At 47.8% G+C, this 15653-nt stretch carries 27 protein-coding genes and 1 tRNA gene; 25 read left to right on the top strand and 3 right to left on the bottom strand.

Annotation, left to right across the window (positions count from 1 at the left end; all coding sequences use genetic code 11):
• The first annotated feature begins 16 nt into the window (after positions 1–16).
• From KRX19_05645 to KRX19_05540, 22 genes are all read left to right on the top strand, one after another.
• Positions 17–93: transfer RNA gene (locus KRX19_05645), tRNA-Met, on the top strand.
• A 117-nt stretch (positions 94–210) separates the two neighbouring features.
• Positions 211–666 carry a DUF4065 domain-containing protein gene (locus tag KRX19_05640; protein MBV7434507.1) on the top strand — a complete coding sequence of 152 codons (456 nt, stop codon included), beginning with the start codon at positions 211–213 and terminating at the stop codon, positions 664–666.
• Positions 659–1042 (top strand): hypothetical protein, encoded by a 384-nt coding sequence (locus tag KRX19_05635; GenBank protein MBV7434506.1) that lies wholly within the window; start codon positions 659–661, stop codon positions 1040–1042. The genes KRX19_05640 and KRX19_05635 overlap by 8 nt, the downstream gene beginning before the upstream one ends.
• 303 nt (positions 1043–1345) lie before the next feature.
• Entirely contained in the window at positions 1346–2077 is a 732-nt protein-coding gene (locus KRX19_05630) for a KilA-N domain-containing protein (protein ID MBV7434505.1), read from the top strand.
• A gap of 107 nt (positions 2078–2184) precedes the next feature.
• Entirely contained in the window at positions 2185–2952 is a 768-nt protein-coding gene (locus KRX19_05625; protein MBV7434504.1) for a glycoside hydrolase family 108 protein, read from the top strand.
• Positions 2945–3208, top strand: a complete 264-nt coding sequence (locus KRX19_05620) for a hypothetical protein (GenBank protein ID MBV7434503.1) — start codon at positions 2945–2947, stop codon at positions 3206–3208. The genes KRX19_05625 and KRX19_05620 overlap by 8 nt, the downstream gene beginning before the upstream one ends.
• A 212-nt stretch (positions 3209–3420) precedes the next feature.
• The gene (locus KRX19_05615) at positions 3421–3738 is read left to right on the top strand and encodes a hypothetical protein (protein ID MBV7434502.1); all 318 of its coding nucleotides are present in this window, start codon (positions 3421–3423) and stop codon (positions 3736–3738) included.
• Positions 3739–3765: 27 nt separating this feature from the next.
• Positions 3766–4290 (top strand): terminase small subunit, encoded by a 525-nt coding sequence (locus KRX19_05610; GenBank protein MBV7434501.1) that lies wholly within the window; start codon positions 3766–3768, stop codon positions 4288–4290.
• Between the two features lie 16 nt (positions 4291–4306).
• Entirely contained in the window at positions 4307–5545 is a 1239-nt protein-coding gene (locus KRX19_05605) for a terminase large subunit (protein ID MBV7434500.1), read from the top strand.
• Positions 5542–6879: a DUF4055 domain-containing protein gene (locus tag KRX19_05600; GenBank protein MBV7434499.1), complete on the top strand. Its 1338-nt coding sequence runs from the start codon at positions 5542–5544 to the stop codon at positions 6877–6879. Before KRX19_05605 ends, KRX19_05600 begins: the two co-directional genes overlap by 4 nt.
• Entirely contained in the window at positions 6860–7843 is a 984-nt protein-coding gene (locus KRX19_05595; GenBank protein ID MBV7434498.1) for a phage head morphogenesis protein, read from the top strand. The genes KRX19_05600 and KRX19_05595 overlap by 20 nt, the downstream gene beginning before the upstream one ends.
• A 95-nt stretch (positions 7844–7938) precedes the next feature.
• Positions 7939–8718, top strand: coding sequence for a hypothetical protein (locus tag KRX19_05590; protein MBV7434497.1), 780 nt, complete (start codon positions 7939–7941; stop codon positions 8716–8718).
• Positions 8719–8727: 9 nt separating this feature from the next.
• The gene (locus KRX19_05585; GenBank protein ID MBV7434496.1) at positions 8728–9696 is read left to right on the top strand and encodes a hypothetical protein; all 969 of its coding nucleotides are present in this window, start codon (positions 8728–8730) and stop codon (positions 9694–9696) included.
• A gap of 8 nt (positions 9697–9704) precedes the next feature.
• Complete coding sequence (locus KRX19_05580) at positions 9705–9959, top strand: hypothetical protein (protein ID MBV7434495.1); 255 nt, start codon at positions 9705–9707, stop codon at positions 9957–9959.
• A complete protein-coding gene (locus KRX19_05575) occupies positions 9956–10363 on the top strand; it encodes a hypothetical protein (GenBank protein MBV7434494.1) in 408 nt (135 codons plus the stop codon). The genes KRX19_05580 and KRX19_05575 overlap by 4 nt, the downstream gene beginning before the upstream one ends.
• The gene (locus tag KRX19_05570) at positions 10360–10740 is read left to right on the top strand and encodes a hypothetical protein (GenBank protein MBV7434493.1); all 381 of its coding nucleotides are present in this window, start codon (positions 10360–10362) and stop codon (positions 10738–10740) included. Before KRX19_05575 ends, KRX19_05570 begins: the two co-directional genes overlap by 4 nt.
• Entirely contained in the window at positions 10737–11105 is a 369-nt protein-coding gene (locus KRX19_05565; protein MBV7434492.1) for an HK97 gp10 family phage protein, read from the top strand. The genes KRX19_05570 and KRX19_05565 overlap by 4 nt, the downstream gene beginning before the upstream one ends.
• Complete coding sequence (locus KRX19_05560; protein MBV7434491.1) at positions 11084–11464, top strand: DUF4128 domain-containing protein; 381 nt, start codon at positions 11084–11086, stop codon at positions 11462–11464. Before KRX19_05565 ends, KRX19_05560 begins: the two co-directional genes overlap by 22 nt.
• A 2-nt stretch (positions 11465–11466) precedes the next feature.
• Positions 11467–11919, top strand: coding sequence for a hypothetical protein (locus KRX19_05555; GenBank protein MBV7434490.1), 453 nt, complete (start codon positions 11467–11469; stop codon positions 11917–11919).
• A 9-nt stretch (positions 11920–11928) separates the two neighbouring features.
• On the top strand, positions 11929–12336 hold the full coding sequence (locus KRX19_05550) for a hypothetical protein (GenBank protein MBV7434489.1): 408 nt from the start codon (positions 11929–11931) through the stop codon (positions 12334–12336).
• A gap of 149 nt (positions 12337–12485) precedes the next feature.
• The gene (locus tag KRX19_05545; protein MBV7434488.1) at positions 12486–12698 is read left to right on the top strand and encodes a hypothetical protein; all 213 of its coding nucleotides are present in this window, start codon (positions 12486–12488) and stop codon (positions 12696–12698) included.
• 62 nt (positions 12699–12760) lie between these two features.
• Positions 12761–13594, top strand: a complete 834-nt coding sequence (locus KRX19_05540) for a KilA-N domain-containing protein (GenBank protein ID MBV7434487.1) — start codon at positions 12761–12763, stop codon at positions 13592–13594.
• 4 nt (positions 13595–13598) lie between these two features.
• Here KRX19_05540 and KRX19_05535 read toward each other — a convergent pair whose 3' ends face one another.
• The 3 genes from KRX19_05535 to KRX19_05525 form a co-directional block, all read right to left on the bottom strand.
• Positions 13599–13787 carry a hypothetical protein gene (locus KRX19_05535; GenBank protein ID MBV7434486.1) on the bottom strand — a complete coding sequence of 63 codons (189 nt, stop codon included), beginning with the start codon at positions 13785–13787 and terminating at the stop codon, positions 13599–13601.
• 100 nt (positions 13788–13887) lie between these two features.
• The gene (locus KRX19_05530; GenBank protein ID MBV7434485.1) at positions 13888–14316 is read right to left on the bottom strand and encodes a type II toxin-antitoxin system HicB family antitoxin; all 429 of its coding nucleotides are present in this window, start codon (positions 14314–14316) and stop codon (positions 13888–13890) included.
• A gap of 35 nt (positions 14317–14351) precedes the next feature.
• A complete protein-coding gene (locus KRX19_05525) occupies positions 14352–14534 on the bottom strand; it encodes a type II toxin-antitoxin system HicA family toxin (GenBank protein ID MBV7434484.1) in 183 nt (60 codons plus the stop codon).
• Positions 14535–14647: 113 nt separating this feature from the next.
• Here KRX19_05525 and KRX19_05520 point away from each other — a divergent pair, with 113 nt between their 5' ends.
• From KRX19_05520 to KRX19_05510, 3 genes are all read left to right on the top strand, one after another.
• Positions 14648–14785, top strand: coding sequence for a hypothetical protein (locus KRX19_05520; GenBank protein ID MBV7434483.1), 138 nt, complete (start codon positions 14648–14650; stop codon positions 14783–14785).
• Positions 14786–14808: 23 nt separating this feature from the next.
• Positions 14809–15279: a thermonuclease family protein gene (locus KRX19_05515; protein ID MBV7434482.1), complete on the top strand. Its 471-nt coding sequence runs from the start codon at positions 14809–14811 to the stop codon at positions 15277–15279.
• Positions 15280–15374: 95 nt separating this feature from the next.
• Entirely contained in the window at positions 15375–15635 is a 261-nt protein-coding gene (locus KRX19_05510) for a hypothetical protein (protein ID MBV7434481.1), read from the top strand.
• Positions 15636–15653: the final 18 nt, after the last annotated feature.

Genomic DNA, 15653 nt, shown 5'->3' with positions numbered 1-15653 from the left:
CGGCATTTTTATTTGATGCGGGATAGAGCAGCCCGGTAGCTCGTCAGGCTCATAACCTGAAGGTCGTTGGTTCAAATCCGGCTCCCGCTTCCACGATATATATTTTCTTCACCTTTTGCCGATTCCCGTAATTCTAATGGTAGAATATCAGCCAATTAGTAGGCTTTGTTGACTATGTTTTTGATATTTAAAGGCTAAGGAGGATTGAATATGTATGACGTATTATACGTTGCCGATGCGATCCTCAAGATCGCAAAAGCACAAGAAAAATCACTCACCCCTATGCAATTGGTGAAGTTAACCTATATTGCAGATGGGTGGAGTATGGCTTTGCGTGGTAAGCCGCTATTCAATAATCGAATAGAAGCATGGAAATATGGTCCAGTAATCCCTGATATATATCACGCCACTAAAGTATTTGGGCGTAATCCTATACCATTAGATGTTATAGGTGACGCAAATGATATTGATGTTACTCCTGATGATAGGGAATTCTTAGAAGCTGTTTATAACCAATACAAAGGGTTAGATGGTGTAGCATTGTCGTATAGAACTCATAAAGCAGGTACACCTTGGACTAAGGTTTATGTTCCAGGGGTAAGCCATATAGAAATACCAAAAGAGTTGATTGCACAGCATTATCGGGAGCTTGCGGGTAATGACTGATAAGGGGAAGTCTTCGAAGCAGCACTATGAAGAAGTCATTAGCCAAAGTAATGACAACAAAAAAGCTGCATTTCGATGGTTGATGTCAAAACCTAGGAAAGAAGATAAAAATTGGCTAAGCTTAGATGAGATTAGAGAAAATAATGATAAACGATGGCTAAAAACATATGGGTGTATGCTTGTCATTATAACTGTGGTTTTTACCTTTTTATTTTTAGCTGCCCTTTTTGTTTGGTCTTGGCACTACATTGCGCCCAAGTCACTGACATGGCTATGCCCCTCGCAGCTCAGCAAAATTCAGTCAGTCTTATTTAGTGGTGGTATGGGGGCAATCATTTCTGGGATTATTCGAGAGCAACTAGGTAAGACAAAATAGACCAGCGCAAATTAACGAATTCAATACGACCACCGCCTCTTTCAAAGCCGTTGCAATCGCAGCGGCTTTTTTGTATGCTGACTTTACTACTAAAACATAAGCGGTCGTCCGCACCCGTCAGCAATGCGGTTTTTTTGTGTCTGTGTGTCCTATCGTTGTGTGACGCAAAAAACAGTTTCTATGGCGGGTTGATAGGCGGAAATAAAACACCTTCGGGAAATACCGCCAGCCGTCTTATGTCGGTAGTTGAGGCCCGCCACCCTATTATGTGGCGATACTAAACTAAAACATAAGGAGTCAGTCATGGCTAAACTATCCATTCTCGATACCAACATTCGTTGCATCGACGGTCTTTACTCTCTCAACGACCTGCACAAAGCAGCAGGCGGTGAAGTAAAGCACAAGCCAGCGTTCTTTCTGAGAAATGAACAAACCCAAGCATTAATCGCCGAAATTGATAATGAAATCAATAAAGGTGCAAATCTGCAACTTTCCGAATCTATCAAAATAGTACGCGGAGTAAACGGTGGCACATACGCCTGTAAAGAGATCGTAGTAGCCTATGGTGCTTGGATTGATGCGATTGTGCATCTTGCCGTCATTCGAGCATTTCTTGCCACGGTCGCACCGTCACCATACATCAACGATGAACAGCTGGTTCACATCAAGCAGGGCGTTCGCGAAATGGTGTATCGGACAGGTAAACACTGGCAAGCGGTCTATCATGAGCTGTTCGCCTATGTTCAAGCGGCATCGGTGCGAGAGATTAGAAAAGAGCGCTATTCGGATGCTTGCCGCTTTCTGAATATCAGCGAGCAAACACGCGGTTTGCAAGAGCGCCATTTACAGCCTGTAGACGAATTGCCACCGCCACATGTTGTGATGGTGCCGATTGATACTCGCAAGGATGGCGAGCATGTCATCATCGTTAAAGATGGACTGGTCGGGAAATATAAGCAGCAGCTGATTTCAGAAGCAGATGATTTTAATAAACCGTGGGGAACGTTAATGAGAGCACGCTTCGCTGCACGGTAGAGAACATATTTAGTCAAGCCTCGACAGTAGTCGGGGCTTTTTCGTTTCCGGCGGTCATGGCGTTTGTGAAAGTTTCACTGTGGCCGCCGCACTAATTGGAGTATCACATGGCAAAACACACATATGAGCAGGTGATGCGGTGGGTTGCCGTGTCCGAAGGCGGGTTCAGCAATCACAAGGCAGATCCGGGCGGTGCAACAAACTACGGCATCACACAGGCAACGTATGACGCATGGCGCAAGGCCGAAGGGCAATCAACCCGGAGTGTGAGAGAAATCACGCAAACCGAGGTCGCTCGCATCTACAAAACAAACTACGCAGACATGATCAGGTATGACGCATTGCCAGCAGGTGTGGACTATGCCGTGTTGGATTTTGCTATTAACTCAGGCGTAAGCCGTGCGGTTAAGTTTGTGCAGCGGATTGTCGGGGTGCAGGATGACGGCATCATGGGTAGCAAGACACTGGCGGCTATCGGGCAATTCTCACCACGACTGCTGATCGATGCGCTATGCGATAGTCGACTGGAATATATGCAGTCGCTAAAAACGTGGGGTACGTTCGGGAAAGGCTGGGAGCGGCGTGTCGCAAGTGTAAAAAAGCATGCTCGTATGCTTGATGATCCTGCGCTACCAAATTCGTTTATACCGGAGCCAAACAAAGAACAGCCAGCCAAAGCACATGGCGATGAAAAGCTATCTCACACGATTAACGACACACTGAAAAACCCTACAGCAATGGGCGCAGTAGTTGCGCAGGCTGGCGGATTGCTCACGGCGTTATCAGGGAACAGCCCAATCCACTGGGCGCTTGCTAGTCTGATACTGATCGGCGGGCTAGCGCTAATCGTCAAGCTGGTACGCCGCCATGATTGATAGATTAAAAACAATTGGCGCGTATCTGGTCACGTTACTGCTGACAATCGCCACATTAGGCGGCTATGCGTATCACCAGCGGCAACGTGCAGAGCGGGTCGAACGCGAGAACGAAAAGTTGATGATCGAGAATCAGGGAAACATTGAACACATACAGCGCACGAATGACGCGCAAACTGAGAACGCTAAACGACAGGAACGAATAGAGCAGGATTTGAGAGATGGTAAGAGAGATCGTTTTGAAAGCGGTTGGTAGATGGCTTGTTGTGTTATTTGCGTTAGCACTACTGACTGGCTGCACTACTACACGGTATGAGCACGTGCAGTATCCGTGTCCGCCACGTCCTGTATTACCGACTATCAGTGCGTCAGAACTAGAGACATTGAGTGACGAAGCATACGCATCATTAGTGCGCAGAGATGCTGCATTGATCAGCTATGCGCGACTGCTGGAGGTGAACTGTGAACATGCCGAAAACTGAGAACAGGATGAGCATTGGCAACTGGATCACAATAGCTGTTGCGGTATTCGGGTTTATCGTTAGCGGTGTCGCTAATTACTACGCTGGGGAGAATGACCGCGCGTTGATCAGACAGCAAATGGACATTATGCAGGCTGAATACAGAGCGATGATACTGCGCGAAGAAAACGAGCGGAAAGCAGCAGATGCGCGCATTGAGCAGTACAACAATGCACAAATGCAAATGTTTCGCTCAGACATGCGAGATATGAGTGCCAAAGTTGACAAAATTTACGACATCGTCGCTGGTGTTAAAGGGCGATAATTAAATATAGGAAAAGAGGTACAAGAAGTGTCACGATTGACCGAAAAACAACGGCGCTTCGTGGCAGAGTATCTGATTGATTTAAATGCCACGCAGGCAGCATTAAGAGCTGGTTATAGTAAAAAAAGTGCCTACTCAATAGGGCAAGAGAACCTGAAGAAACCTGAAATCCAAAATGCGATTTCAGAGGCACAAGAAAAGAGAAATAGCCGCATAAATATCGATGCGGACTATGTGTTAAACCGCCTTATAGAAGTAGATCAGCTGGATATTGCCGACTTGCTGGACGATAACAATAACCTACTACCAATCAAGCAGTGGCCAAAGGCATGGCGAACCAGTATTTCAGGCTTTGATGTGCATGAGATTGGCAATAGCGAAGAGTTGGCAACCATCGTTAAGAAGATCAAGTTCCCGGACAAGGTGAAAAACCTTGAGTTACTTGGTAAGCACGTTGGCGTACAGGCTTGGGGTGACAAGGCCATCAACCAAGATGAAACCTTAGAGCCAATCCGCTTTGTGATTGAGGACGCACGTGCCGACCCTGAATAGACCGCAAGGCGAATTCATGCAGATGCCGCATAAATTCAAGGCTTTTATTAGCGGGTTTGGAGGTGGTAAAACATGGGTAGGTTGCACAGGAATAATTGCTCACGCCGAGGTATATCCGAGCATCAATGCGGGGTATTTTGCCCCGACTTATGCACATATTCGAGACATCTTTTATCCGACAATGGAAGAGGTGGCTGAGAGCTGCGGTTATATCGCTGAAACCATGTACGCCAACAGGGAAGTAAAACTATGGCGTGGCGGAAAAGTTCGGTGTTTGGTGAAGTGCCGATCAATGGATAAGCCTGGCAGTATTATCGGCTTCAAGATTGGTCATGCGTTGATTGATGAAATCGACGTGATGGATAAGAAGAAGGCCACGATTGCTTGGCGAAAGATCATTGCTCGTATGCGTTACAAGCGTGAAGGGCTGCGTAACGGCATTGACGTAACGACCACACCCGAAGGTTTTAACTTCGTTTACGAACAGTTTGTCAAAGCGCCACGGAATAACCCAAGGCTGGCGAGTATGTATGGATTGCTACAAGCATCCACATATGACAATGCCAAGAACCTGCCCGAAGACTACATATCAACACTTAAGGAGAGCTACCCGCCGCAACTAATTGAGGCTTACCTCAACGGGCAATTCGTCAACTTGGAAAGCGGGTCAGTTTGGAACTGCTTTGATCGCAAGCTGAATGACACGGACGCTGAAATGAGAAAAGGTGAGCCGTTGCATGTCGGGATGGACTTTAACGTCCTGAAAATGGCGGCGGTGATTTACGTGATCCGTGATGGTTTGCCTTATGCAGTAGATGAATTAACGGGCGTGAGAGACACGCCAACTATGGCGCAGATGCTCAAGGAACGATACGGCGAAGACCACGCAATCACAATTTACCCTGATGCCAGTGGCCAGAACACAAGCTCAAAAGAAGCGAGTAAGTCGGATTTAAGCATCCTGCGAGAGCATAGATTCAGATTACGGGTAGATTTGACGAACCCAAGCATCAAAGACCGGGTGAACGCAACTAATGCCATGCTTTGCAATGGACTAGGTGAACGCCGCTTGTTTGTGAACACCAAGCGTTGCCCTGAGTTTACAGCAGGGCTTGAACAACAGATTTATGACAAGAACGGGATGCCGGACAAGTCTGTGGGTGTTGACCACGTAACCGATGCCGGCACTTATCCAATTGTGAAGCTTTACCCAATAGTGAAACCAACAGCGACCCAAACAGGATTCAGATTATGACAGACGTCAGCAGCAAAAGTAGCGTAGTGAGTGAAATGCACACACGTAATGCGGTAATTGAAACATTGCTTGGCGGTACCGAAGCCATGCGCGAAGCGGGGCAGACGTATCTGCCTAAGTGGCCACTTGAGAACGACGATGCCTATAAAGCTAGGGTAAACGTATCGACACTTTACCCAGCGCTGAAAGAAACTGTTGCCAGTATGGTTGGCCGTGTTTTTTACAGCGATATGAGCCCTAAAGGTATTCCAGATGGTATTGATTTACAGGACATTGATGCTGTCGGCAATAAGCTAGAGATATTTTGCGCTGATTGGTTTCGTGATGCGCTTGCATATGGCGTTAGCTACTGCGTTGTTGATTACCAGCGCGGTGATGGCGTCGAGACAATGGCCGATGCTAAAGCACTTGGTTTACGTCCGCATGCGATCCATGTGCCTGTGTCGAGTGTGCTTGGGTGGCGAAGTCAACGCATCAACGGCAACGAGGTTTGTACCCAATTCCGCTACATTGAGAGCGTAGTTGAGGACGAAGGGGAATTTGGCGAAAAAACCACACAGCAGGTTATCGTGTTAGAGCCTGGCATTCGTAAGATTTACCGAAAGGGTGACCAAGGCTATGCGCTGCACGACGAGGTTACAACTTCGATTGATGTCGTACCTGTTGTTGCGCTTTACACCGAGCGATCAGGGTTCTTTACAGGCCGTCCGCCATTGTTAGAGCTGGCTCATCTGAACGTCAAACATTGGCAGAGTCAAAGCGATCAAGACAACATCCTGCACTGTGCGCGTGTGCCTATGTTGGCGCGTTTTGGTGTGGAAGACAGCGAAAAACTACAAATCGGCGGCTCAACAATCGATATGCCGAGTGGTACAGATATTCGTTACATTGAGCACACTGGCGCAAGTATCGGCGCAGGTGCGGAATCACTTAAAAAGCTGGAAGAAGACATGCGCACAGCTGGTGCTAAGCTGCTGGTCAAATCGAGCAATAGCTTTACCGATAGCCAAGCCAAAGACGAACAGACACGCGAAGTATCAACGCTGAAAAGCTACGCGAACCGTTTGGAAGATGCCGTTGGCCAAATGCTGTACCTGTTCGCGCTGTGGCTGGGCAAAAAAGAAGGCGGCACCGTCGAAATATCCGGCAATATGGATATTGACTACAACCCATCAGTAACCATGCAAATGCTGCGAGACATGTACACCGATGGCATTATTAGTGCCGAGACAGTATTCAACGAAGCCAAGAAACGAGAAATCATTGGCAGTGATGTCGAATGGGAAGCCGAACAAGCCAAAATGGATGGCATGAATGCAGAATTTGATTCATAAACTGCTCGACCATCGCATCGAATTAATGCGCCATGACGCGCATTTAAGGCGTGAGGTTGACCGTAGGCTATCCAAAGGGCTAAAACACGCGCTAGGGCTTATTCTGGCCGGATATGTCGAGAATATGAGCCGCCGAGCTATGCGGAAGCTGGTCAATGAGATAGACAGAGCGATCACCGCTGCTTATATCGAGGCCCACACGACAACAGAGACAGCAATGACCGCACTGTTGGCGGCTGAAATACCGATGCTACACAGCATCTACCTGAAAAATGGTATTGAGTTGGGCATGCCAAAGCTGGCTGACCTCGCGCATGAATTGCCGCTGATTAATGGTGCTGGTCTTGATGACTGGTGGACGAAGCAAAGCCGCGACACCGTATTCAAATTCCAGCGCACAGTCAGACAGGGTATGGCTGATGGTTTGTTGCACCGACAGATCAGTAAAATATTGGCTGATGAGATCAAACTCGCCCGACGCCATGCGGATACGCTTGTAATTACGGCGACCGCTGGCGTATCAAGCAGAGCGAGTGAGATTTTACGCGACAACAATCGCGACATATTGCAAGGTGAGCAGCATTTATCGACGCTAGACAGCCGCACAAGCGACATTTGCCGCGCCCGTGACAATCTGCTTTGGGATATGGATAAAAAGCCCGTAGGCCACGATATACCCTATCAGCGGCCGCCATTACATCCGCGCTGCCGCAGCGTGATGCTACTTGTGACAAGACACCGTAAGGCAATGATGGAACACGGAACACGAGCAAGTGCCGATGGCTTAGTACCAGCCAAGACAACCTATGAAGATTGGCTGAAAAGCAAGAGTGTTGCCGAACAGGACGACATCCTTGGCAAAGGCAAAGCCGCCCTATGGCGTGATGGCAAGATCACCATGCGTGACATGCTCGACCAGACAGGGCGCCCATTGACGTTGGAAGAGTTGAAAGCGAGATACTAGACAAACCGAATACACCAGCTTAACCGCTGGTTTTTTATTGCCCGCTATATGCGGGTTTTTTAATGCCCAAAGGGCGTGATACTCAAGGAGTAAACATGAATATGAAATATCGCAACATGATCCGCAAATACTACGCACCAGTTGGCGGTGAGGGTGATAGCGGTGGAGAAGGCGGCGGCTCAGGTGAAGCCGAAAAGGGTGATAGTGATAAGACCTATACCCAAGCCGAGCTGGACGAAATCGTTTCAGGCTTGAAGAGCAAAAATGGCGAGCTTATCAACAAGCAAAAAGAAGCCAAGAAAGCGGCACAAGAAGCACAGGAACACTTGAAACAGTTTGAGGGTATCGACCCTGACACTGTGAAATCAATTATCAAGCGTTTCTCCGACGATGAGGAAGCAGAGTTAATCAAGGCTGGCAAAGTTGATGAAGTGCTGAACAAGCGCACAGAGCGCATGCAGCAGGCGCACGAAAAGGAAGTAGCCAAGTACAAGGCTGAGCTTGAGAAAGCAAATAAGCGAGCCGAGAAATTTACCGACCGCGTACTGGCTGACGAAATCCGGGCAGCAGGTAGCGAGACAGGAATTCACAAATCTGCGTATGACGACGCAATTTATCGCGCCAAGGGTGCATTTGAAGTGAACGAAGACGGTGAAATCGTCGCAAAAGAAGGGGTGCTTGATTCAAGCGGCAAACCATTAACGCCAAAGGCTTGGTTTGAGGACATGAAAGAGAAAGCACCACATTGGTTCCCTGCACCGCAAGGCGGCGGCTTGGGTAATAACGCCGGAGGGCGTGTATCTAAAGGTAATCCTGGCGGCACAAAAGAAGAGCGCGAGGCTTACTACAAAGCGAAATTCAATTTACAAGATTAAGGAGGCCACATGGCACTTTCAGAAATGCAGGTATTTAACCAATACATCATGCCTGCGACTATCGAAACTTTGGGTCAGATGATCCAAAAGTTTAACGCATCGTCTAATGGTGCAATCCGTCTGACCACAGAGGGATTTACAGGGGATTTCTTGCAGGAATCATTTTTTGCATCACTTGCAAGCGCACAGCGCCGCGTTGATCGTTACGAATCAAATGATGCAGCAACAACCACCAACCTTAAAGAACTGAAGCGGACCAGCGTCAAAGTTGCTGGTGGTATCGGGCCAGTCGTGTATGAGCCATCACAGATGACTTGGCTACGTCGCCCAACGGCACAGGGGATTGAGGTTGCATCACGCACCTTCGCCAGCTTGATGTTAAAAGATCAACTCAATACGTCTATTGCGGCACTTGTTGCGGCTATCTCTAATCAGGCGGACGCCACTAATGACGTATCCGGCACTGCTGGGCTGTCTTATGGCGCGATGAACGGCGCACATGCCAAATTTGGCGATATGAGTTCTGTGTTGGTTGCGGATGTTATGAGTGGCGCGACCTATCACAAGCTTATTGCCCACAACCTTGCCAACGCTAATCAGTTGTTCTTGGCTGGCAATGTTCGTGTCGTGGATATTCTCGGCAAAGTGGCCATCGTCACTGATGCGCCTGCGCTGTATGAAGCTGGATCACCAAACAAGGGCAAAGTCCTGTCATTGGCTGATTCTGCAGCTATCGTCTCAGATGGTGGTGATGTTGTATCGAACATCGAAACCGTGAACGGCAAGAAGCGTATTGAAACCTCATTACAGGTTGATTACAGCTACGGTCTGGGGTTGAAAGGCTACACATGGGATGAAGCGAGCGGCGGCAAATCACCAAGCGATGCCGAACTGGCTACTGGCGCGAACTGGGATAAAGTCGCAACGTCTATAAAAGACACTGCTGGCGTTATCACTATTGCCGATGCGGATAAGTAGGGGGCGATATGAAAAAGGAAGATGTGATTTACGAGCCGCATCCAGTCACACCTGAACGGAAAGCAGAGCTGCGCAAGCAAGGGTATCGGATCATCGATGCCCGCTTTAAACCTGACGATTGGGAAGAGCCAAAATCAGAAGATCAAGGCCAAAAAGACGTTGCAAAGATGACGGTTGACGAGCTTAAAACCCTGCTTGATGAGCGCGGTATTGAGTATCCGTCAGACGCCAAGAAGGCTTATTTGCAGGAGTTGGCGCAGTGATTAACGCCTATGTCGAAACAGCAGAAGCTGATGCTTATCATGAAGCGCGCCCAAGCCATGAACAATGGCAAGCGCTGGATGAAAAGGCTAAAAAGCGAGCGCTGGTGGCGGCATCTGATTATCTCGATGTCAATTATCCGCTTAAAGACGGGTTGAATGACCGCATGAGGAATGGCGAGGCTGTCCCCAGTGCGGTTGTCCGCGCTGTATGTGAGTTGGCGCTACATGCTGGCGAGCTGACAGCCGATAAGACAGCGGATAAGGCAAGTGTCAGCGTTGGCGAAATCAGCGTCTCATACCGCGAATTAAGCGGCATAGACGCAAAGCGGTTTAGTTACGTTGCCAAGATGCTTGATGGCTTGATTGAAAAGCAACGCGGATCAGCAAGGCTGGTGCGCGGATGAGTTTTTATCAGGAAATGCAGGACGCCGGCGCCGAGCTGATTGCAGAGTTTGGGCAGCCCGTGACGATTAAGCGCAAGGCTATTAGTGGCTACAACCCACATTTGGGCGCGGTGACGACAAGCACAACCGAAACACAGCAAGGCATCGCTGTTTTGTCTGACATGAAACTTGTCGGTTCTGGACAAGCTTATGCCGATGGATCGTTGGTAGAGATAGGCGACAAAAGCATCACGCTATCAGCAAAGGGGCTGACTTTTGTGCCAACTACAGGCGACACCATCAGTGATGTTAATGGCGCAGTGTGGAAAATCATCAACGTCAAAGAAACCAATCCAGCAGGTACGCCAGTTGTTTACAACCTTGCGGGGCGGCGATGAGCTTTGCGAGCGATGTTGAAAAATGGGTGAGCAAGGTTAATAAGGCTTTGGACGCAACCATGCGCGAGACGGTCATTGAAGCGCATAACGGGGTCAAAGCGCATACGCCAGTAGACACGGGCGAACTGCGACAGTCGTGGGGAATTTCTGACAACGATCCGAGATGGGGTAAAGCCGTCTCAATTTGGACGGACAAGGAATATGCGCCTGTTGTCGAATATGGGCTTTATCCCGGTGTCGGGGCTAAAACGACCAAGGTAGGAAGCGGCATATTTTCGGTGCAAGCACCACAAGGCATGGTTCGCATCACAGCCAAAGAGATGAAATCAGTCGCGGAGAAAATATGGTCACAGCACGCACCATAAGGGCTGCACTAGAGGGGATTATTTACGATTTTGGGCTATCCAAGGGGTTGCCTGTCGTATTTGAAAACCTTGATACACCAGTGCAGGAATCAACCTATCTAACAACACACTTGATACCAGCTAAAACCACGTTTGACACGTTCACGGGGGATAAACAGCACGGTATTTTCCAAATCAATCTATACACACCACAAAGGCAAAGCGTTGTCGAAGCCGATGAATTGGCTGACGAGATCATTGCTTTGTATCCGGTGGGCAAACTTAAGCATATCACCATCGAACAGCCGACTTGTCGGAATCAAGGGCTATACGTCAACGGATGGTATGCGATCACGATTACAGTTAATTACAGGAGCTAAACATGGCTGGAAGTGAATATTTGCTGTCCAAAGGGACAAGCATTGAAATGAGCAAAGCCGAAGTGACAGACATGTCCTCAGGCGAAAGCGGTGCAGATTTCCAAAGTCTGGACACGCTGACCAAATCAATCTCATGGTCAGGTATTGAATCAGACGAAATCGACGTTACGACGCTCGCATCAGCTGATTTTAAAGAGTTCGCCGTGGGGATGAAAGACCCCGGCAACCTCACTATTGCAGGTCATTATGTGCCGAAGAGCGAGGCATACAAAGAGATCATCAAGGCGAACAAAGATGGGCTGCGCCGTATGTTCCGCATTACCTTCCCCGATGGGGCGAAATTCAAAGTCTTGGGAACTGTGCGGTCACGATCATTTGAAGTCAGCGTTGCCGATGTTATGAGCGGCAGCCTAACTATTCGCCTGTCAGGTACACCAACAGAAAGCGATTCATAAGGAGTAACAATGGATATTTCAAAACTTAACGAACTCAATGCAGCAGAAAACGGCATTACCCATGAGTTTGAACTCACTCACCCAGTAAACGGCAAGGGCATTGGCATCAAGTTGAAGCTGATCAGTCGTGAAGCAGATGCACCACGCAATCTCGGCATCCGGCTTGCGGACAAAATGCGAGTAGCTGAGGCAAAAGCTCAACGTACAGGCAAAGCGGGTGTTAGCTTTGCTGAAATCGAACAGCAGGGCATCGACCTATTAGCAGCCTGTGTTGTTGGCTGGGAAGGTGTCGAAGAAAAGGGCAAGCCCGTTGAATTTAGTACGGCAGCGGTCAAAGAGCATTTGCTTGGCATTAACTGGGTGCGCGAACAGATCAACGCTCAGCTGGACGAACAGGCAAATTTTATTGCAGCGTAATCGAAGAAGCCCTTGAGCAATCAAGGGCGCTTCTCAAATTACGCAAAGTTGGAAAAGACGGACAATCTCGCTGGCAATTAATCACCGAGATTTACGAGCAGACAGGTGTTGAAGCCCCTGAATTACTCAATCCGCCTGAAATCCCGCCAATGCTTGAAAAAGAGTGGCAATGGTTCGAGGAAATCAGCCGAGGACGTGATTGTTCAATGGGGCTTACCTCGCTTAAATGGTCAGAAATGAATGCTTACTTCCGATTACGCGGGATAACCCCTCAACAATGGCAGATTGATTTGATCATGGCGTTCGACAGCATTTGGGTCGATGTCATGGGCGACGATACGCAAGAGATCAGTATCTTCTAACTAAACAAACAAAATCACACTAAACCGCCGTAACAGGCGGTTTTTTATTGTCTGGAGTAAACATGGCAAAGATAATCAAGTTTGAATACCAAAATCAGCCACAGAGTTTTAATCTTGATGGCTGGTTTAATGCGACCGAGGCGGCTGCGCGATTTGGCAAACGTCCTGTTGAGTGGATGAATCAGCGAGATACAGTTGAGTATCTTGCTGCCTTATACGAGCAGATGGGCGGTAAAAGTGACTTTCTGCAACAGTTTAAGGAAATCAGTATATTAGATGGGTCTTCGGCTAGTTCGAGAGCCAAGCTACTCCGTTTGGCTAAGAAAACAGGTTTGGTTTATGCAAAGTCAGGACCGTCAGAAGTAGGCGGTGGGACTTGGTTCCATCCAAAGCTGGCAGTTGCGTTTGCACGTTGGCTGGATATTAAATTTGCCGTTTGGTGCGATATGCAAATAGACGCCATCATCCGCAACGGCTTGCAGATGAACAGCTTCTCGCACCTCATCCCGTTGCTATTGCGTCCTGATGTTGCTGAGTGGGAATTACGCTTCCACGACGAGTATTACCACGCATTGGCGCGTATTACTGGTACGAAGTACACCGGACACAGCGGCGGCACTCCTGCAATCTACGGTAATCTGACAGACAAGTGGGTTTATGGCTGCATCCTGCCGAAAGAAGTATATGCTGAACTAAAAGCCCGCAAACACCAATCAGAGAAAATGCACCAATGGCTTACCGATGGCGGCAAGGCTGAACTGGATAAGCAAATCCAGCGCGTCACTGACATTGCCGCATCATCATCAAGCCTGCAAGATTTTGAATCACGCATGAATACGGTCATGCGAAAGAGTGGACAGCTGAGCATCGTTTATACGAGTGGATTAGCTGTATGATCCTTTACTTCTTGTCTAATGCTTCAGCGTAGAAATGCAGTGCGTCAGCTACTATGGTCGCCTGGGGCTTCCCAAGTTGCTCAGCAAGGCGCTCAAGAAGGGCTATATCATCGAGAGACATTTTTAACCCTTTGACCTTAACGCCTCGCTTTTCGTCGCTTTTTTGTTGAATTTCAGTACGTGTTTTCGCCATATTGCATTTTCTTAGTCTGATCCCCTGACCTATGGGGTTAATCTGGGTGGGCAGCTGAGCATCGTACTAAGTAGTGTTAGCTGACCGCAATTTAGTTATGTTATACGGATAATTCGCGTTGTGCTGCAACGGTCAAGAAGTGGCTGCGGCTCTTGTATTCACCTGTACTACCTACCTTTTGGTCAATCCGCTTTAACAGGTAGTCTGGGACGGTGATATTTACGCGCTGATGTTTGCCAAGATAATCGCTTATATCCACGTCGATTAACAACCAAGTATCACAATACTGGTAATCGTCTTGCTTCTGATAGACGGCAAAACCTTCATCCACAATGGATACAGTATCAACGCCGCTTTCAGACATATCCGCAAGCACCATTGAAATCACATCCTTCACCATAGCAGGGATATCATTAAGCGTATCAGCAGCACTAATGCAACCGTAGTTGTCACGGCAAAGCGCTGGCACGACTAAACCGTAGGCTTCATTTTCATTTTTAGGCATTTCAACGCCAACACTGAATAACATAATGCACTCCATTGATTGTTATAGGTGGGCGGGGATTAGATCCCCGCCGCTTTTCGGATCGACCTCAAAGTGCCGATTGGTAGGTCTTTTTTAGGGTGCGGTACTGTGAACCGCTTTTTGGTAATTGGTGAGAACCATATTTGGTGATCGCCTTTACCGTGCCTAACAAAGCTACAACCAGCCGCTTTGAGTTCCGAGATTAGGTCAGATGAGCTCATGTAGCCTCCTTTGTCCTAACCTAGGGTGATTATACACACCATACACACTTTAGGCAAGTAAAAGATGCGCATCGTGTGTATTATTCATGCCGAAACATACATAGGGCTTGACCATGAATGAGCAACCAGCAGAACAATTTAATTATGACCTTGAGCGCATAAAAGAGCGTGTCGAAGGTGAGTTTGTTGAAATGCCAGATTGTACCCTCACTGATAGAGAATCATTTATAAAATGGCTTGAGGAACAGTAAATATTTTCTGCTATCCTGACAGCATGAAGTATCTACTCATCTTATCCGTTCTACTGGCGACCACAGCGTCAGCCTATGAGCTAGCTGGCAAAGTCGTTTACGTCACAGACGGCGACACGATAACGCTGCTGGTTGACCGTGAACAGCACAAAATCAGATTACTGGGCATTGATGCGCCGGAACGAAAGCAGCCGTACGGAAGTAAGTCTACTGCGATGCTGTCAGCGATGATCAAAGGCAAACAAATTACCGCTGATTGCACCAAGAAAGACAGGTACAAGCGTGATCTTTGCACACTGTATCTTGATGGGTTGGATATTAACAGCAAAATGGTTAGGCTTGGCGGTGCTTGGGTATATCGCAAATACTACAAAAGCGGGCCATACTATGCACTAGAAGCCGAGGCTCAAGCAGCAAAGCGAGGACTTTGGCACACATCAGAGTATCAGGATATAGCGCCGTGGGGATGGCGGAAGCAGAGGCGAAATAAGTAAAAATAACTTGGAAAAGTGTTTTCAGGTAGATAAGATACCTTATATTGTTGGGCTTTCGAAAGTAGGGAAACCTACAAAAATGTGAGGATCTAAAAATGGGGAATAGCGCTGCTTTTTTGATATTGCCAATAGTTTTTGCGGTATTTTCGCTTGCACCAATGGCAATGGCATATGGGAAAAGTATGATTCATAAATCTAAAAAATCGGATGCTTCCGTGGCTGAGAACAAGAGTGCTAGCAACAATAATAATCCAATCATTATTGAAGATGATGGTTCGACTATTAAATTAAACCTAAAAAACAAAGATGTTCAGCAGAGCATCCTTGAACAACTATCATCTTTAAGAGATAAGTAAGGTAAGCCACTAGCCCCT

It is taken from the genome of Cardiobacteriaceae bacterium TAE3-ERU3 (assembly GCA_019218315.1).
Taxonomy (GTDB): domain Bacteria; phylum Pseudomonadota; class Gammaproteobacteria; order Cardiobacteriales; family Cardiobacteriaceae; genus JAHUUI01.
This window is presented reverse-complemented; position numbering and strand designations above follow the sequence as displayed.

Bases quoted from the DNA above. Each gene is read 5' to 3' on its own strand.
- KRX19_05545 (MBV7434488.1), top strand. From the start codon at position 12,486: ATGCTTGAAAAAGAGTGGCAATGGTTCGAGGAAATCAGCCGAGGACGT.
- KRX19_05530 (MBV7434485.1), bottom strand. From the start codon at position 14,316: ATGTTATTCAGTGTTGGCGTTGAAATGCCTAAAAATGAAAATGAAGCC.
- KRX19_05565 (MBV7434492.1), top strand. From the start codon at position 10,737: ATGAGCTTTGCGAGCGATGTTGAAAAATGGGTGAGCAAGGTTAATAAG.
- KRX19_05535 (MBV7434486.1), bottom strand. From the start codon at position 13,787: ATGGCGAAAACACGTACTGAAATTCAACAAAAAAGCGACGAAAAGCGA.
- KRX19_05590 (MBV7434497.1), top strand. From the start codon at position 7,939: ATGAATATGAAATATCGCAACATGATCCGCAAATACTACGCACCAGTT.
- KRX19_05630 (MBV7434505.1), top strand. From the start codon at position 1,346: ATGGCTAAACTATCCATTCTCGATACCAACATTCGTTGCATCGACGGT.
- KRX19_05640 (MBV7434507.1), top strand. From the start codon at position 211: ATGTATGACGTATTATACGTTGCCGATGCGATCCTCAAGATCGCAAAA.
- KRX19_05620 (MBV7434503.1), top strand. From the start codon at position 2,945: ATGATTGATAGATTAAAAACAATTGGCGCGTATCTGGTCACGTTACTG.
- KRX19_05550 (MBV7434489.1), top strand. From the start codon at position 11,929: ATGGATATTTCAAAACTTAACGAACTCAATGCAGCAGAAAACGGCATT.
- KRX19_05615 (MBV7434502.1), top strand. From the start codon at position 3,421: ATGCCGAAAACTGAGAACAGGATGAGCATTGGCAACTGGATCACAATA.
- KRX19_05570 (MBV7434493.1), top strand. From the start codon at position 10,360: ATGAGTTTTTATCAGGAAATGCAGGACGCCGGCGCCGAGCTGATTGCA.
- KRX19_05635 (MBV7434506.1), top strand. From the start codon at position 659: ATGACTGATAAGGGGAAGTCTTCGAAGCAGCACTATGAAGAAGTCATT.
- KRX19_05555 (MBV7434490.1), top strand. From the start codon at position 11,467: ATGGCTGGAAGTGAATATTTGCTGTCCAAAGGGACAAGCATTGAAATG.
- KRX19_05595 (MBV7434498.1), top strand. From the start codon at position 6,860: ATGCAGAATTTGATTCATAAACTGCTCGACCATCGCATCGAATTAATG.
- KRX19_05600 (MBV7434499.1), top strand. From the start codon at position 5,542: ATGACAGACGTCAGCAGCAAAAGTAGCGTAGTGAGTGAAATGCACACA.
- KRX19_05540 (MBV7434487.1), top strand. From the start codon at position 12,761: ATGGCAAAGATAATCAAGTTTGAATACCAAAATCAGCCACAGAGTTTT.
- KRX19_05510 (MBV7434481.1), top strand. From the start codon at position 15,375: ATGGGGAATAGCGCTGCTTTTTTGATATTGCCAATAGTTTTTGCGGTA.
- KRX19_05560 (MBV7434491.1), top strand. From the start codon at position 11,084: ATGGTCACAGCACGCACCATAAGGGCTGCACTAGAGGGGATTATTTAC.
- KRX19_05625 (MBV7434504.1), top strand. From the start codon at position 2,185: ATGGCAAAACACACATATGAGCAGGTGATGCGGTGGGTTGCCGTGTCC.
- KRX19_05585 (MBV7434496.1), top strand. From the start codon at position 8,728: ATGGCACTTTCAGAAATGCAGGTATTTAACCAATACATCATGCCTGCG.
- KRX19_05580 (MBV7434495.1), top strand. From the start codon at position 9,705: ATGAAAAAGGAAGATGTGATTTACGAGCCGCATCCAGTCACACCTGAA.
- KRX19_05605 (MBV7434500.1), top strand. From the start codon at position 4,307: ATGCAGATGCCGCATAAATTCAAGGCTTTTATTAGCGGGTTTGGAGGT.
- KRX19_05515 (MBV7434482.1), top strand. From the start codon at position 14,809: ATGAAGTATCTACTCATCTTATCCGTTCTACTGGCGACCACAGCGTCA.
- KRX19_05525 (MBV7434484.1), bottom strand. From the start codon at position 14,534: ATGAGCTCATCTGACCTAATCTCGGAACTCAAAGCGGCTGGTTGTAGC.
- KRX19_05520 (MBV7434483.1), top strand. From the start codon at position 14,648: ATGAATGAGCAACCAGCAGAACAATTTAATTATGACCTTGAGCGCATA.